The sequence below is a fragment of the Shewanella sp. BJSY2023SW005 genome (genome assembly GCF_047314585.1).
In the GTDB taxonomy this organism is placed as follows: domain Bacteria; phylum Pseudomonadota; class Gammaproteobacteria; order Enterobacterales; family Shewanellaceae; genus Shewanella; species Shewanella algae.
Window position 1 is genome coordinate 111,907 of sequence record NZ_JBKORJ010000025.1, and the last position, 16,087, is coordinate 127,993.

Sequence of the window (16,087 nt, forward strand, 5' to 3'; positions counted from 1 at the left end):
TTACTTGTTGACTCTGGCGTGCAGTTCCTGCACCGAGGCAACATTGCTTCTGTCGTCGGCATCATGGGCCATACAGGTTGCAAAAGCCGCGTTCATGGTGGTGGTGTAGTTCACCTTGTGCTGCAGCGCGCCGCGGCGCAGCTGTCTGGAATCCTCGATGGCCTGACGACCCTCTGTGGTATTCACTATATAGGTGTATTCACCGTTCTTGATCCGGTCAAGAATGTGTGGACGACCTTCATGCACCTTGTTCACCAGGCGGGGATTGATACCCGCTTCACCCAGCACCACTGCCGTGCCGTGGGTGGCATCCAGCTCATAGCCGAGTTCAATCAGTTTGGCCGCCAGATCCGAAACCCGCTTCTTGTCGCTGTGACGAACAGACAACAGGGCTCGGCCTGACTTGGGCACATCTTTCACTGAGCCCAGTTGCGCCTTGGCGTAGGCTTCGGCGAAGGTATCACCCACACCCATCACCTCACCGGTAGAGCGCATTTCAGGGCCGAGCAGAGGGTCAACACCCGGGAACTTGTTGAACGGCAGAACCACTTCTTTCACTGAGTAGTAAGGCGGGATCACTTCCTGAGTATGTTGCTGTTCGGCCAGTGAAGTGCCGGCCATTACCCGGGCGGCAATCTTGGCCAGAGGCACACCTGTGGCCTTGGAAACGAAAGGCACTGTGCGGGCGGCACGCGGGTTCACCTCAATCAGGTAAATCACGTCGCTCTTGACCGCAAACTGCACGTTCATCAGACCGACAACTCCCAGCTCCAGCGCCAGCTTGCGTACCTGCTCGCGCATCTCATCCTGAATCGCCTTGGAGAGAGTGTAAGGAGGCAGTGAACAACCTGAGTCACCTGAGTGAACACCGGCCTGCTCGATATGCTCCATGATGCCGCCGATAACCACGTCCTTGCCATCGCAAACGGCATCCACATCTACTTCGGTGGCGTCATCCAAGAAGCGATCCAGCAGTACCGGCGACTCGTTGGATACACTGACGGCTTCGTTGAAGTAACGGCGCAGATCCTGCTCGTCGTAGACGATTTCCATCGCCCGGCCACCCAGAACATAGGAGGGACGAACCACCAGGGGGTAGCCTATACGCTCGGCATCCAGTACCGCCTGCTCCAGGTTGGTCACTGTGCTGTTTTCAGGCTGTTTCAGCCCCAAACGCTCAACCGCTTGTTGGAAGCGCTCACGGTCTTCGGCGCGGTCGATGGCATCCGGGCTGGTCCCTATGATGGGCACACCTGCGGCTTCCAGGGCGCGGGCCAGTTTCAGTGGCGTTTGCCCACCATACTGCACGATAACCCCTTTGGGCTGCTCAACCCGCACGATTTCCAGTACGTCTTCCAGGGTAACAGGTTCAAAGTAGAGTCTGTCAGAAGTGTCATAGTCGGTGGAAACGGTTTCAGGGTTACAGTTAACCATAATGGTTTCATAGCCGTCTTCCCGCATCGCCAGCGCCGCGTGCACACAGCAGTAGTCGAACTCGATACCCTGACCGATACGGTTGGGGCCGCCACCTATCACCATGATCTTGTCTTTATCGGACGGATTGGCCTCACACTCTTCCTCGTAGGTGGAGTACATGTAGGCGGTATCCGTGGCGAACTCGGCGGCGCAGGTATCTACCCGCTTGTAGACAGGGAAGAGCTCATACTTGTGACGCAGTTTGCGCACTTCACTTTCAGAAACCCCCAGCAGTGACGCCAGGCGCGCATCGGAGAAACCTTTGCGCTTCAGCTTGCGCAGGAATTCCTGGGAAAGACCGCTCCAGCCGCCTTCCTTGACCTTCTCTTCCTGCAGTACCAGATCTTCAATCTGCACCAGGAACCAAGGGTCTATGTTGGTGATGCGGCGAATACCTTCCATGGACATGCCGGCGCGGAAAGCATCGGCGATATACCAAGGACGCTCAGGGCCCACATCCTGCAATTCGTAACGTATCTTGGCCAGGGCTTCCGGCTCGTTGATATCCACGATAGGGTCAAAACCTGTCATCCCGGTTTCCAGGCCGCGCAGAGCTTTTTGCATCGACTCCTGGAAGGTACGGCCGATGGCCATCACTTCACCGACAGACTTCATCTGAGTAGTCAGGCGGTCGTTGGAGCCGGCAAACTTCTCGAAGTTGAAGCGAGGAATTTTGGTAACCACATAGTCGATAGAGGGCTCGAACGAAGCCGGGGTCAGACCGCCAGTAATGTCGTTCATCAGCTCATCCAGGGTGAAGCCCACCGCCAGCTTGGCCGCAACTTTGGCAATCGGGAAACCGGTCGCCTTGGAGGCCAGCGCAGATGAGCGCGATACCCTTGGGTTCATCTCGATGATCACCATGCGACCATCTTTGGGGTTAATACCAAACTGCACGTTGGAGCCACCGGTTTCAACGCCGATTTCCCGAAGCACCGCCATGGAGGCGTTACGCATCAGTTGATATTCTTTGTCAGTCAGGGTCTGGGCCGGTGCCACTGTAATGGAGTCACCTGTGTGTACGCCCATGGGGTCAAAGTTTTCGATGGCGCAGACTATGATGCAGTTGTCGTTGCGATCGCGCACCACTTCCATCTCGTACTCTTTCCAGCCTATCAGCGACTCGTCAATCAGCAGCTCATTGGTCGGCGACAAGTCCAGGCCCCGGGTACAGATCTCTTCAAACTCTTCGACGTTGTAAGCGATACCGCCGCCGCTGCCGCCCATGGTGAAAGAGGGGCGAATGATGCAGGGGAAGCCCACTTGATCCAGTACCTTGTGTGCATCTTCCATGCTGTGGGCAATACCGGCACGGGGACACTCGAGGCCGATACTCTTCATCGCCTTGTCAAAACGGGCACGATCTTCGGCCTTGTCGATGGCATCGGCAGTGGCACCGATCATCTCGACGTCAAACTCTTTCAATACGCCTTTGGCTTCCAGCTCCAGGGCGCAGTTCAGCGCCGTCTGGCCGCCCATGGTTGGCAGAATCGCATCGGGGCGTTCCTTGGCGATAATGTTGCGCACCACTTCCCAGTGGATAGGCTCGATGTATGTGGCATCGGCCATTTCCGGGTCTGTCATAATGGTTGCAGGGTTGGAGTTAACCAGAATGACCCGGTAACCCTCTTCTCTCAGCGCCTTACAGGCCTGGGCTCCCGAATAGTCAAACTCACAGGCCTGACCGATAACGATTGGGCCGGCACCCAGGATAAGAATACTTTGGATATCAGTACGTTTTGGCATTTTCTTCTATCTTCTCCCGGCGATTACAGCTTGACTTGGTGACGGTATTGCTCAATCAGTTCGATAAAGTGATCGAACAGTGGCGCACAATCGTGCGGCCCTGGACTCGCTTCAGGGTGCCCCTGGAAGCTGAAGGCCGGCTTGTCTGTCAGGTGGATCCCCTGCAGTGAGCCATCAAACAGCGACTTGTGAGTCACCCTGATGTTGGCAGGCAGTGTGGCTTCGTCGGCAGCAAAACCATGGTTCTGACTGGTGATCATCACAGTGCCTTTGTCAATATCGCTTACCGGGTGGTTGGCACCGTGGTGACCAAACTTCATCTTCAGCGTCTTGGCACCATTGGCCAGCGCCAGCAGTTGGTGGCCAAGGCAGATGCCGAATACCGGGATATCGGTTTCGAGAATTTGCTGAATCGCCTTGATGGCGTAGTCACATGGCTCCGGGTCACCGGGGCCGTTGGAGAGGAATACCCCATCGGGTGCCATCGCCAGCACTTCACTGGCAGGCGTTTGTGCAGGAACCACAGTCACATCACAGCCTCTGTCTACCAGCATTCGCAGTATGTTCTGCTTCACGCCATAGTCATAAGCCACTACCTTGTACTTGAGTTCTGACTCGGGAGTATCGACCGGCAGGCCGCTCTCCAAACGCCAGGTTCCCTTGCGCCAGGTGTAAGACTTGTCGGTCGTCACTTCCTTGGCCAAGTCCATGCCTTTCAGCCCAGGGAAGGCCTTGGCGGCGGCCAGCGCCTTGTCTACGTCCTGTTCACCCACCAGAATGCAACCGGCCTGAGCGCCCTTCTCCCGTAGAATACGGGTCAGCTTACGGGTGTCGATATCGGCGATACCGACTACCTTGTTGGCTTTGAGGTAATCACTGAGGGATTGTTGGTTACGGAAGTTACTGGCGAGGAGGGGAAGATCACGAATAATAAGACCACAGGCATGAACTGCATCGGATTCTGTGTCTTCATCGTTGGTACCGGTATTACCGATATGTGGGTAGGTTAGAGTTACTATCTGGCGAGAATAAGATGGATCGGTGAGGATTTCTTGATATCCGGTCATCGAAGTGTTAAAAACAACTTCTCCAACTGCAATACCATCGGCACCTATTGCTGTGCCGGAAAATACGCTTCCATCTTCGAGTACGAGTAAGGCAGACTTTGTCAACGCGACCTCCGAGAAAAGAGCCAAGCCACTGAAATATAATATTTTTATCTTTGTTTAAAGTACCAATTTCCGCTAAAATACGAAATTTTGACAAATTCCGAGCATCCTACACGAGAAATGGTAATCCGTCTATAGTTTGGCGGACGAATTCGAAAAAAAACCGCCGATTGGCGGTTTTTTAAATAATGTCACAGGGGTTTCAACCCCAATACCTGTTGCATGTCGTAGAGCCCGGCATCCTGTTCCTGTAGCCAAAGTGCCGCACGCATGGCACCGTTGGCAAAGGTCATTCGGCTGGAAGCCTTGTGAGTGATCTCCAAACGCTCGCCCATATCGGCAAACATGGCGGTATGCTCACCCACCAAGTCGCCCGCCCTGATAGTGGCAAAACCTATGGTGTCGCGCTCACGCTCGCCGGTGATCCCTTCGCGGCCATAAACGGCCACTTTTTCCAGATCCCGCCCCAGCGTGTTGGCAATCACTTCCCCCATCTTCAAGGCGGTACCTGAAGGAGCATCCTTCTTGTGTCTGTGATGACCTTCGATGATCTCTATGTCGGTATAATCACCCATGACTTCCGCAGCCAGTTCCAGCAGCTTCCACATTAGGTTAACCCCAACCGACATATTGGGTGCCAAGACCACAGGCATCTGCTCGGCAAAGGCCTCAATCTGCGCCTTTTGCGCCGAGTTGAAACCTGTAGTGCCTATCACTATCGCCTTATGATGGCGGGCACACCAATCCAGATTGCTGAGGGTGCCTTCCGGGCTGGTGAAATCCACCAACACATCGAAGTCATCGGCAACCTGATCCAGGCTATCGCTGACCCGGACATGGAGACAACCGACTCCGGCCAACTCTCCGGCATCGACTCCCACCAGAGTCGAGCCTGCTCGCTCGATGGCCGCGCCCAGAATGATCCGGCTGGAATGCGCGGCCGCTTCTATCAGGGTACGTCCCATACGGCCGCTGCTTCCGGCAACCGCAACTCTGACATGTCCACTCATAACTTTCTCCACATACAGGCTAAAAAAATCGCCTGAGTCAAACTCAAGCGATTTTGGTATTACAGAATGTCCAGCAATTCCACTTCAAAAACCAGAGTGGAATAAGGCGGGATAGCCGCCCCGGCACCACGCTCGCCGTAGGCCAGGTGATGCGGTACATACAGCTTGTACTTGGCGCCAACCGGCATCAATTGCAGCGCTTCGGTCCAACCGGCAATCACGCCGGAAACCGGAAATTCGGCAGGCTGACCACGGGTCACTGAACTGTCGAATACTTTACCGTCGATAAAGGTACCGTGATAGTGAGTACGAACATTGGAATCATAGCTTGGCTTCGCGCCTGAGCCTTCGTTGATGATTTCGTACTGCAGACCTGATTCGGTAGTCACCACACCTTCACGCTTGGCGTTTTCAGCCAGGAAAGCATTGCCTTCGGCAGAAGCGGCTTCGGCAGCCTCTTCCTGAGCCTTCTGCAGACGCTGGCTGATTTCAGAGAAAGCAACCTGCAGATCTTCCAGGGAAACAACACTCTCTTTGCCGTCAAATGCATCGGCCAGACCGGCTTGAACGGCTGGAATATCCAGACCGTCAAAAGAGTTGGCGGCCAGTTGCTCACCCAACTGGCGACCTACGCCGTAGCTGGCTTGTTGTTCAACACTGGTGAACTTATCAGACATAATCAGTTTACTCTCAGTTTATCTGTGAATTTTTCGCGGCACAGTGTAACACTTATCCGGGTCCAAGTGTTGCGCTTATTCGTATCCTTACGGTTTGTTCATTCGCCTGGCCTCAGTCGAAATGGGCTGAGGGTCAAGCAAGCCGATTTTCATACACCTCATCTTTGGCAAGAGCGAAACTTACCCTTGCTCGCCTGATAGAGCGGCATCATCTGCGCTTGTAAATCACGCAACTGGGCAATGCGGTTCTCATTGGATGGATGAGTCGATAAGAGCTCCGGCCCCTGACTGCCACCCGCCTTGGCCATGTTTTGCCACAAGGTCACCCCGGCTCTGGGATCGAAGCCGGCCCTGGCCATCAGCTCCAGCCCCATCACATCGGCCTCGGATTCCTGCGCCCGGCCATAGGGTAAGATATAACCCACCTGCACCCCGAGCCCCAAGGCCGCCATGTAGAGATCGGCGTTGGCTATCTGGCCCATCCCCAATGCTGCTCCGGCCAACTGCATACCGGTATTGCTGAGTTGGGCCCGCGAGGCCTGCTCATTGCCGTGCTGCGCCAGCACATGGGCTATCTCATGACCAATAACAGTCGCCAGTTGATCTTCATTGTTGGCCACCTTGAGAAGCCCGGTATAGACACCTATATGGCCACCGGGCAGGGCAAAGGCGTTGACCTGATCCGAGTCAAACAGCACCCATTGCCAATGTTGCTGCGGCAACAAAGAGGTAATACGCTGCGCCACGCAGGCAACATAGGCACTGGCCGCTTTGTCCTGGCTCTGCTTCTCCTTTGCTTTTATCTGCTCGAAAGAGGCGGTGCCCATCTGGTTTATCTGCTCGGGTGAAAACAACAGCATCTGCGAGCGCCCGGTGGGCGACTGGGTAGTGGAGCAGCCCGAGAGCCCCCCCACAAAGAGTATGGCCAGCAGACCGAGAATTCGGTTATTCATCTTTTATCTTCCGGTGATAAAGTTTCCCGGGATTTTACCTCAGTGTCACAAGCAAGCACAGCTTGCCGTATCGCCAAAGGATTGACCGACTCAAAAGTCATTTCCGCTCACAGCCAAGGCGTGAAAAAAGTTGACCTCAAGCCTGTCTGGCACGAAACTGGTTAGCAGACAGGGATACGGAAAAACGCCGTTATCCGCTTATAAGTCACTCATTATTATTGGCCTTTTTATAGGATCCAACTCATACAATGCTTGAAGAATTAGCCTTGGGAGGATTGCTGTTCAGTCCTTTGGTTCTCTTCGCACCTCTTGCGCTCGTACTCTGGTTTCTGACCAGACTGGTCCTTCACTGGACCGGGCTGTATGCAAAAATCTGGCGAGTGGCCTGGTTCGAAGTCGCCCTGTTCGTGTGCTACCTGGCACTGATTATCTACCTGTTTGAGAATTGACACTTACCATGGCAAAAGTACTGCGCATCTCCATTACCCTGCTTCTCGTGCTGGCCGCCATAGTGGCCGGATACTGGATTTGGAATCACTACCTCTATTCACCCTGGACCCGTGACGGCCGGGTGCGGGCCGAAGTGATTACGCTCTCGGCCGATGTCTCCGGCTGGGTAACCCAACTGAATGTTAGGGATAACCAGCAAGTCAAAGCCGGCGATCTGCTGTTTCAGGTGGACGATACCCGTTATCAAGCCACCAGTACCGAATTGGCCGCCGAACTGGAAAACAAACTCTATGCCTGGGAACTGGCCAAACACAAATATGAGCGGCGCAAGAATCTCACCGGCCGCGAGGTGATCAGCGAAGAAGATTTGGAAACGGCACGGATCAACACAGAGTTGGCCAAAGCCAGCTACAACCTGGCAAAGGCCAGACTCGACAGCAGCAAAATAGATCTGCAGCGCACCCAGGTCCACTCCCCTGCCGATGGCACCATAATCAACCTCAGCCTGCGTCAGGGTAACTATGTCAACCAGGGCAAGGCGGTACTGTCTCTGGTTAAACAAGGCTCTTTCTATGTCACAGGTTACTTTGAAGAAACCAAGCTGCCGCTGATAAAGATAGGCCAAAAGGCCAAAATCAGCCTGATGAGTGGTGGCGAGCCGCTCAGTGGCGAAGTAGTCAGCATAGGCAAGGCGATTGCCGACACCAATACCAATGCCAATGGCCAACTGCTGCCGCAAATTCAACAAAGCTTCAACTGGGTCAGGCTCGCACAGAGGATCCCTGTAGATATCAAGCTGGACCCGGCTTCAGAAGAACGTGAACTCAGCGCCGGAATGACGGTTTCCATCCAACTGCAAGCCGAAGAATAACATGGCCCTGTCTCCCACGCTGGCAGTATTCCTGACCCCGGACAAGCGCACACTGATCTTCGCCACCAAAGGGGTGATTGCCATGGCGCTGGCGCTGACGGCGGCGCTCTACCTGGACTTGGAGCGCCCCTACTGGGCGCTGGTGTCGGCGGTATTCCTGCAGATGCGCCCCGAAAGTGGCCTGGTGCTTGAAAAAGGCCTTTGTCAGATAATAGGCACATTGGTAGGCGGGGTTGTCGGCATAGCGATTCTCAGCGGCTTTTACAACGCTCCCGAACTGGCCATCCTCACCCTGACGCTGTGGCTGGGTCTGAACTCGGCGCTGTCGGCCATGGTGCGCCATATCAACTTTGTCTACGCCTTCGCTATGGCGGGGATCACCCCCTGTCTTATTGTGCTCTTGGTAATGGTCAACCCTGCCACCGCCGACAGTGAAACCATCTTCGCCGTCGCCCATTCCAGGGTCAGTGAAATCATAGTCGGCGCCATCTGTGCCACTCTGGTGAGCCAGTTGCTGTGGCCAGTCAGAGTCACCGAAGGGCTGCAGAAACAAACCCGAAAAATAGTCAACCAGACGTTGGAATACCTCACGCTGGAGCTGGATCTCAACGGCTCCCATGAAAACCGCCATCAACAGATAGATGCGATTCTCGAATCACTGGCAGAAGCCAGTGACGATGCCAACGCCCTCAGCTACGAGGGGCCGGAAGGCCCTGGACGCAGTCGTGCGGCCAATTTGTTATTCAACAAGGTGTTGTCATTGCTGGCCGTGATCCAGATATTCGGCCGTTTGCAGCGTAACCATGAAGAGTTGATGACAGGCACCCTCTCAGGGCTAATCCGTACCCTGAAAAGCAACTTCAAGGCGATGTCCGAATCGGACGATTTCCATTTCTGTTATGAACTGGCACACAGGCAGAGGCGCGAAATCATTCACTATCGCAACACTCATGCCTGTATCAGCCCACTGGAGTCGCGGCTGCTGAAAACCGCCTCAGAGCTGGCCAGCGATTTGGTGCTGGTGCTGCGGGCTTTCAAGGCGTTGGAGTCACCGGACAAAACGCTGCTCAATGCTCCCGCGATGCAGACCCACAGAGATCCCCTGCTCGGGCTGATCACGGGTGTCAGAACCATGCTGATTTTCCTGATCGGCGCCGGTATCTGGATTGGCACCGCCTCCAGCGCAGCACTGATGATAATGACCATGCCGGTGATATTCTCCATCATGATGGCCAGGCTACCCTTACCCCTTTTGAGTATGATCCTGCGGCGGCTGCTGATAGGGGTGATGATTGCGATTCCGGTCGCGATATTTTACGCCCTCGAACTACTGGCCCAGAGCAGCGGTGATATTGAGATCATGTTGTTGGTATTGGCAGGTCCCTTCTTTATTGGCCTGATGGCACTGGCCAATCGTGCCACCCTGCCCTACGGCCTGGGATTTTGCATCCCATTTGCCATTTTGGTCAGCCCCAGCAAAGACATGACCCAGGCCTTTGCCATAGACAGCACCCTGAGCAAGGCGATGGCCATCTTTGTCGGCGTCAGCATCCTCTATTGGCTGTTTAAGCTGGTGACAGAGCCAGGAGTAAAAATGATGCAGCAACGCCTGCTCAACGCCACTCGCAAAGATCTGATTGATATGGTCAAACAGGACAAGCCTGAGGACTGGTTCAATGCCCGCATGGCAGATCGCCTGCTGCGCTTGGCCAATTATGAACGTAGCAGCCAGAGCAGCAACAGAACCCTGACCGACTTAGGCCTTACCGGCCTAAACCTGGGCCATGTTTCGGTGCGCCTGCGCCGCCTGCTGGCAAGCATCAGCGACAGCCAACTCGACGAACTGCTGCAAGACTGGCAGTTGGCACTCGCCAACGCCTTTATCCTCTGTTCCCGCGGCGAAAACCCACCCGAGTTCCGTGCCAGCTGCGAACGCCTCTTGGCCCGGCTGCAAACCGATGGTTTGGCACAGGAGCAATTGGAGATGGTTCAGGGGATGTTTGAGCGCCTGATAATGACCTTTGAACGCAGCGCCGCCATGATAAGCAATGCCAATGCACCCGCTACCCAAGCTGAGTCTGCGCCACCGCAAGAGCAAGAGTCTACCTCCGAACAAAAGCCTTAGGTAAAGACCAGAAGCTCAGCGCCAGGAGTCATCAAACCAAATAAAAAACTTGCAAACTACTTGACTGCTCAAGCAAATAAACTGATGCTTGCGCAATCAAATACTAATAAAACATTGATCAAGTTAGTTTCGTTCTAAAGAGGTTTCAGATGACACAACCCATTACGGCAAGTATTGCGCTTGCCATAACCGAGATACACAGCCAACTGCAACGCAGTCTGGCAGGCAGGCTGTCGCTGCACGGCATCAGCTTCAGCGAGTTTTTGGTATTGAGGCAATTGGCAAAGGCCGAGGGCAATAAGCTCAGAAGGATTGACCTGGCCCAGGGCGCCGGACTCAGCGCTTCGGGGATCACCCGCCTGCTTAACCCAATGGAAAAAATTGGTCTGGTAGAAAAGGAAGCCGCCAGCCGGGATGCCAGAGTCAGCCTGGTGGCCCTGACACAGGCGGGCGCTAAGATTTTTGCAGAGGCCAAGGTATCGTTTCAGCAAGTCGCCGATGAGTTTATGTCACGCTTGAGTGAGCAAGAGCAACAACTGTGGCTAAGCCTGCTCCATAAGCTGGGTGCCTGAATACCAGGGCTCTGATTACAAGACAGGAGCCCCGAGCACTGCAATTCTAAAAGTGCAAAATAAGCCGCCGGGAAGCCCAAACAGAAGAAACTGAAGAAGCGCATAAGTATCGAACCTACCGTTAACGCTTCTCCGGGAATAGCCCAAAAAAAACCGATGCCTTGAGCATCGGTTTTTTGTTTCGGCCGAAAGCAAGTTAGCTATTCAGATCCTGAAAGAACTTTTTCACCCCATCGAAGAAACCTTCGGCCTTGGGGCTATGCTTCTTGGATTCGCCGGTGACTGAGGCTTCGAATTCCCGCAGCAACTCTTTCTGGCGCTCGGACAGATTCACCGGCGTTTCCATCACCACTTTGCAAAGCAGATCGCCAACCGCGTGACTGCGTACCGACTTAACCCCTTTGCCGCGCATGCGGAACATGCGTCCGGTCTGGGTTTCGGCCGGGATCTTCAGGCTTACCTTGCCATCCAGTGTCGGTACTTCCACTTCACCGCCGAGGGCGGCCTTGGCAAAGGAGATAGGCACTTCGCAATAGAGGTTATTGCCGTCACGAACAAATATCGGGTGCTCGCGCACAGTAACCTGAACATAAAGATCACCCGCCGGAGCGCCAAATTCACCGGCTTCACCTTCACCGGCCAGACGGATACGGTCACCGGTATCGACACCGGCCGGAATTTTCACCGACAGTGTCTTGCTCTTCTCTATGCGGCCATCGCCATGACACTTGCTGCAAGGCTCTTTGATGATCTTGCCGCGGCCATGACAGGTAGGACAAGGCTGCTGCACGGCGAAAAAGCCCTGACGCATCTGTACCTGACCGGCACCATGACAGGTACCACAAGTCGTAGCCGAGGTACCCTTCTTGGCCCCTGAGCCATCACACACGTCACAGCTTGCCAGAGTTGGGATACGCAGCTCTTTGGTCAAGCCACGAACCGCTTCTTCCAGCGACAGCTCCAGGTTGTAACGCAGATCTGAACCACGGGCAGCTTGACGATGCCCGCCACGACGACCACCACCGAAGATATCCCCGAACACATCGCCAAAGATATCACCGAAATCGGCGCCGCCGCCAAAGCCACCGCCGCCACGGTTGGGGTCAACCCCGGCATGACCAAACTGGTCATAGGCAGCTTTTTTGTCTTCGTCGGTCAGGATCTCGTAGGCTTCTTTGACTTCTTTAAAGCTGGCCTCGGCCGCCTTATCGCCCGGGTTGCGGTCAGGGTGATACTTCATCGCCAGGCGCTTATAGGCCTTCTTGATCTCCCGCTCGCTGGCGTCGCGACCGACGCCCAATACTTCGTAATAATCTCGCTTTGACATAATCTCACGCTTTCCAAGCTGGATTCACACAAGCGGGCGTTAGGGTTGCCCCGTAACGCCCGCCGGAATTAATCGAGTGTTACCACCCAATTACTTCTTGTCGTCTTTAACCTCTTCGAACTCGGCATCGACAACGTCATCGGCCTGGGCATTGCTGCTCTGGGCTTCGCCTTGACCTTGGGCTTGTTGTGCCTTGGCCTGAGCGATTTCCATCAGCTTGGCAGAAGCTTCGATCAGCTCTTGAGTCGCCTTATCGATGGCTTCTTTGTCGTTACCCTTGGCGGCAGTTTCTACAGCGGCCATAGCGGTTTCGATCTTGGCCTTGTCGTCTGCTGCCAGAGCGTCACCGGCTTCTTCCACCTGTTTCTTGGTGGCGTGTACCAGACCGTCGGCCTGGTTGCGGGCACTGACCAGCTCTTCAAACTTCTTGTCTTCCTCGGCATGAGCCTCGGCGTCGCGGACCATTTTCTCGACTTCATCATCAGACAGACCGGAAGAGGCCTTGATGGTGATGTTCTGCTCTTTGCCTGTCTTCTTGTCTTTGGCAGACACGTGCAGAATACCGTCGGCGTCGATGTCGAAAGTCACTTCAATCTGTGGCATGCCGCGTGGAGCAGGCTCAATACCTTCCAGGTTGAACTGACCCAGTGACTTGTTGGCGCTGGCTTGCTTACGCTCACCCTGCAGCACGTGAATGGTCACTGCGCTCTGGTTGTCGTCTGCTGTAGAGAAGGTCTGCTGTGCCTTGGTAGGAATAGTGGTGTTCTTCTCAATCAGCTTGGTCATTACGCTGCCCATGGTTTCAATACCCAGAGACAGAGGCGTTACGTCCAGCAACAGTACGTCTTTCACGTCACCAGCCAGTACACCACCTTGAATCGCAGCACCTACGGCTACCGCTTCATCAGGGTTCACGTCTTTACGTGGTTCCTTGCCGAAGAAGTTGGTTACCGCTTCCTGAACCTTAGGCATACGGGTTTGACCGCCCACCAGGATCACTTCATTGATGTCAGACACTGACAGGTCGGCATCGGCCAGAGCCACTTTCAGAGGCTCCAGTGAGCGCTGGATCAGGTCTTCAACCAGAGATTCCAGTTTGGCACGGGTGATCTTAACCACCAAGTGCTTGGGACCTGTCGCATCAGCAGTGATGTAAGGCAGGTTCACCTCGGTCTGAGTGGTGCTGGACAGCTCAATCTTGGCCTTCTCGGCAGCTTCTTTCAGACGCTGCATAGCCAGAGGGTCGTTACGCAGATCCAGACCTTGCTCTTTCTTGAATTCGTCAGCCAGGTAGTTGATCAGACGGTTGTCGAAGTCTTCACCACCCAGGTGAGTATCACCGTTGGTTGCCAGTACTTCGAAAGTCTGGTCGCCGTCGTTGCTGTCGATTTCGATGATGGAGATATCGAAGGTACCACCACCCAGGTCATATACAGCAACAATGTTGTCGCCCTGCTTCTTGTCGATACCATAGGCAAGTGCCGCAGCAGTTGGCTCGTTGATGATACGTTTTACTTCCAGACCCGCGATACGGCCGGCATCTTTGGTGGCCTGACGCTGAGAGTCGTTGAAGTAAGCAGGTACTGTGATTACCGCTTCAGTCACTGGCTCACCCAGGAAATCTTCAGCAGTTTTCTTCATTTTTTTCAGTACTTCGGCAGACACCTGAGGTGGTGCCATCTTCTTGCCATGGCTTTCAACCCAAGCGTCGCCGTTGTCGGCCTTGATGATCTTGAAAGGCATGATGCTGACGTCGCGCTGAACTTCATCGTCAGTGAAGCGACGGCCAATCAAACGCTTGATGGCAAAGAAAGTGTTGGCTGGGTTGGTCACGGCCTGACGTTTTGCAGGTGAACCAACCAGTGTCTCGTCTTCAGTGAAGGCGATAATAGAAGGTGTAGTACGATCGCCTTCGGCATTCTCCAATACGCGAGCCTTGTCACCATCGAGGACAGCTACACAAGAGTTTGTTGTGCCTAAGTCGATACCAATAATTTTACCCATGAGGTCCTCCGAAAAATCTTTTCTTTCGAACTGAATATGTTTATCTGATTTCAGATATGGGGGTAAACTCGCTGTTTTCAAGCCCGTTGTAGATGGCCCCCAATCTTGCCTTACCCCCTATATAGGGGCGTAAAATTGCTTTACAAGGGCCAGGAAGAAAAAAATGGATCTTTTGCTCAATCTTTTTACACATCGCCGCGCCGGGATCTTTTTTTATTCACTGACGCTGAATAAAATGATGTCAATTCCGGAGGTGGCCAGCCTGGCCGCCAAATAGCTGTACTGGCAGAGAAGTCTATAGTGAAAAAATCCCAGCTGGCCCTGATCTACGGGATGGCCGCCGTATTCCTATGGTCCACAGTGGCGACCGCCTTTAAAATCGCCCTTGGCTTCTTCTCGCCGTTGCAACTGGTGTTTGTTGCCGTCATCACTTCGTCTGTCTGCCTGGGGCTTATTCTTGCCTGGCAGGGAAAACTCAAATTATTAAAGCAACAGTTTTGCGCCCGCCCCTGGTTTTACCTGCAAACAGGGTTGCTGAACCCCTTTCTTTATTATCTGGTGCTGTTCAAGGCCTATGATCTGCTGCCGGCGCAGCAGGCGCTGTCGCTGAACTACACTTGGGCGGTATTACTGCCGCTGTTGGCAGCGCCCATGTTGCAGCAAAAACTACGGGGCAGTGACATGCTGGCGGCCGTCACAGGTTACTTTGGAGTATTGGTGATAGCCACCGGTGGCAATCTGTTGTCAATGGACTTTGCAAACCCCTTTGGCATACTGCTGGCACTCTCCAGCACCCTGCTATGGTGCCTATATTGGATCATTAATACCAAAGACAAGGGCGATGCCATTGTCAGCCTGATGCTGAGTTTTTTGGTGAGCCTGCCGCTGATAACCATCACCTTGCTGACAACCGAAAGCCTACCCTCTTTGCATTGGCAAGCCCTCGGTGCCGGTGTCTATGTCGGCCTGTTTGAAATGGGAGTCACCTTTGTACTCTGGCTGATGGCACTAAGAACCACAGAACGAGCCGCCAGCATCACCAATCTGGTGTTTCTGACGCCACTCCTGTCCATGGTGTTTATTGCGCTGATATTGAAAGAAACCATCACACTGGCGACTCTGGTAGGCATGGGGCTTATCCTGTTAGCCCTCTTGATACAAAAAGTACTGAAACCCAAGGCGCCGAAAGTGAACATTGTTTGATGGGAAACGGGCTTTGATAACAAGCCACATTTGATTAAATACAGTTGTTGAAGCGGTTGTTGAAGCAGCGTTTAATAAAAACAAAACCTTGGCCTTTTTGCTGGCAGGCGATGCGGGAAATTGTGTCGCTTGAATCTATCTCCAGCTCATCCTTATCTAGCTAAGCCCTACAAAAAGCCACGGGCAAAAGAGGAAAAGATAGTTCAGTCATCAGGGCTATCTGCCTGAAACTATTTCTATGCTGCCCTAAGCTGTACACCCTAAGCTGTACTAGCTCAGACCTGATCTGACAGTTACCCGATTTTGGGTGCCGTTGTCAGATTAGATTTGGGCTAAATTCTTTTCCGCTAATACAGGTGAATAGGGGTGTATTGCTTGGCTTTGTTGCTTACCCCGGCACCATTTACCGCCATATTTGGCCTTCATGGCACACATCGCATCCCATCGGCCACTCATGCTACTGTACTGACGGCGAAACTCCTTGGCGGAAGTTATCCAGGCATC

General features: G+C 53.9%; 12 protein-coding genes and 1 pseudogene. 5 read left to right on the forward strand and 8 right to left on the reverse strand.

From position 1 onward, the window contains the following. The 5 genes from carB to ACMHXI_RS07715 all read right to left on the reverse strand — a co-directional run bounded on the left by carB (position 1) and on the right by ACMHXI_RS07715 (position 7,031). Complete coding sequence (carB, locus tag ACMHXI_RS07695) at positions 1–3,222, reverse strand: carbamoyl-phosphate synthase large subunit (protein WP_062793363.1); 3,222 nt, start codon at positions 3,220–3,222, stop codon at positions 1–3. Positions 3,223–3,245: 23 nt separating this feature from the next. Next, entirely contained in the window at positions 3,246–4,394 is a 1,149-nt protein-coding gene (gene carA / locus ACMHXI_RS07700) for a glutamine-hydrolyzing carbamoyl-phosphate synthase small subunit (protein ID WP_028780665.1), read from the reverse strand. 188 nt (positions 4,395–4,582) lie between these two features. Then, on the reverse strand, positions 4,583–5,401 hold the full coding sequence (dapB, locus tag ACMHXI_RS07705) for a 4-hydroxy-tetrahydrodipicolinate reductase (protein WP_025009921.1): 819 nt from the start codon (positions 5,399–5,401) through the stop codon (positions 4,583–4,585). A 59-nt stretch (positions 5,402–5,460) separates the two neighbouring features. Then, the gene (locus tag ACMHXI_RS07710; protein ID WP_218997452.1) at positions 5,461–6,078 is read right to left on the reverse strand and encodes an FKBP-type peptidyl-prolyl cis-trans isomerase; all 618 of its coding nucleotides are present in this window, start codon (positions 6,076–6,078) and stop codon (positions 5,461–5,463) included. A gap of 158 nt (positions 6,079–6,236) precedes the next feature. Further along, a complete protein-coding gene (locus tag ACMHXI_RS07715) occupies positions 6,237–7,031 on the reverse strand; it encodes a M48 family metallopeptidase (protein ID WP_107111363.1) in 795 nt (264 codons plus the stop codon). Between the two features lie 248 nt (positions 7,032–7,279). Here ACMHXI_RS07715 and ACMHXI_RS07720 point away from each other — a divergent pair, with 248 nt between their 5' ends. The 4 genes from ACMHXI_RS07720 to ACMHXI_RS07735 all read left to right on the forward strand — a co-directional run bounded on the left by ACMHXI_RS07720 (position 7,280) and on the right by ACMHXI_RS07735 (position 11,049). Further along, on the forward strand, positions 7,280–7,480 hold the full coding sequence (locus tag ACMHXI_RS07720; protein ID WP_025009920.1) for a DUF1656 domain-containing protein: 201 nt from the start codon (positions 7,280–7,282) through the stop codon (positions 7,478–7,480). 8 nt (positions 7,481–7,488) lie between these two features. After that, positions 7,489–8,352 carry an HlyD family secretion protein gene (locus ACMHXI_RS07725; RefSeq protein WP_054744779.1) on the forward strand — a complete coding sequence of 288 codons (864 nt, stop codon included), beginning with the start codon at positions 7,489–7,491 and terminating at the stop codon, positions 8,350–8,352. A 7-nt stretch (positions 8,353–8,359) separates the two neighbouring features. Then, positions 8,360–10,477, forward strand: coding sequence for an FUSC family protein (locus tag ACMHXI_RS07730; RefSeq protein ID WP_413734596.1), 2,118 nt, complete (start codon positions 8,360–8,362; stop codon positions 10,475–10,477). A 149-nt stretch (positions 10,478–10,626) separates the two neighbouring features. Next, a complete protein-coding gene (locus tag ACMHXI_RS07735) occupies positions 10,627–11,049 on the forward strand; it encodes a MarR family winged helix-turn-helix transcriptional regulator (protein WP_208184488.1) in 423 nt (140 codons plus the stop codon). Positions 11,050–11,245: 196 nt separating this feature from the next. On the opposite strand, the gene dnaJ is transcribed toward ACMHXI_RS07735, so the two are convergent. Continuing rightward, positions 11,246–12,376, reverse strand: a complete 1,131-nt coding sequence (gene dnaJ / locus ACMHXI_RS07740; protein ID WP_025009916.1) for a molecular chaperone DnaJ — start codon at positions 12,374–12,376, stop codon at positions 11,246–11,248. 90 nt (positions 12,377–12,466) lie between these two features. Next, the gene (gene dnaK / locus ACMHXI_RS07745) at positions 12,467–14,380 is read right to left on the reverse strand and encodes a molecular chaperone DnaK (RefSeq protein WP_025009915.1); all 1,914 of its coding nucleotides are present in this window, start codon (positions 14,378–14,380) and stop codon (positions 12,467–12,469) included. A gap of 300 nt (positions 14,381–14,680) precedes the next feature. Here dnaK and ACMHXI_RS07750 point away from each other — a divergent pair, with 300 nt between their 5' ends. Continuing rightward, complete coding sequence (locus tag ACMHXI_RS07750; RefSeq protein WP_117200398.1) at positions 14,681–15,583, forward strand: DMT family transporter; 903 nt, start codon at positions 14,681–14,683, stop codon at positions 15,581–15,583. 321 nt (positions 15,584–15,904) lie between these two features. Here ACMHXI_RS07750 and ACMHXI_RS07755 read toward each other — a convergent pair. Continuing rightward, positions 15,905–16,087: pseudogene (locus tag ACMHXI_RS07755) on the reverse strand (hypothetical protein); the annotation flags it as partial.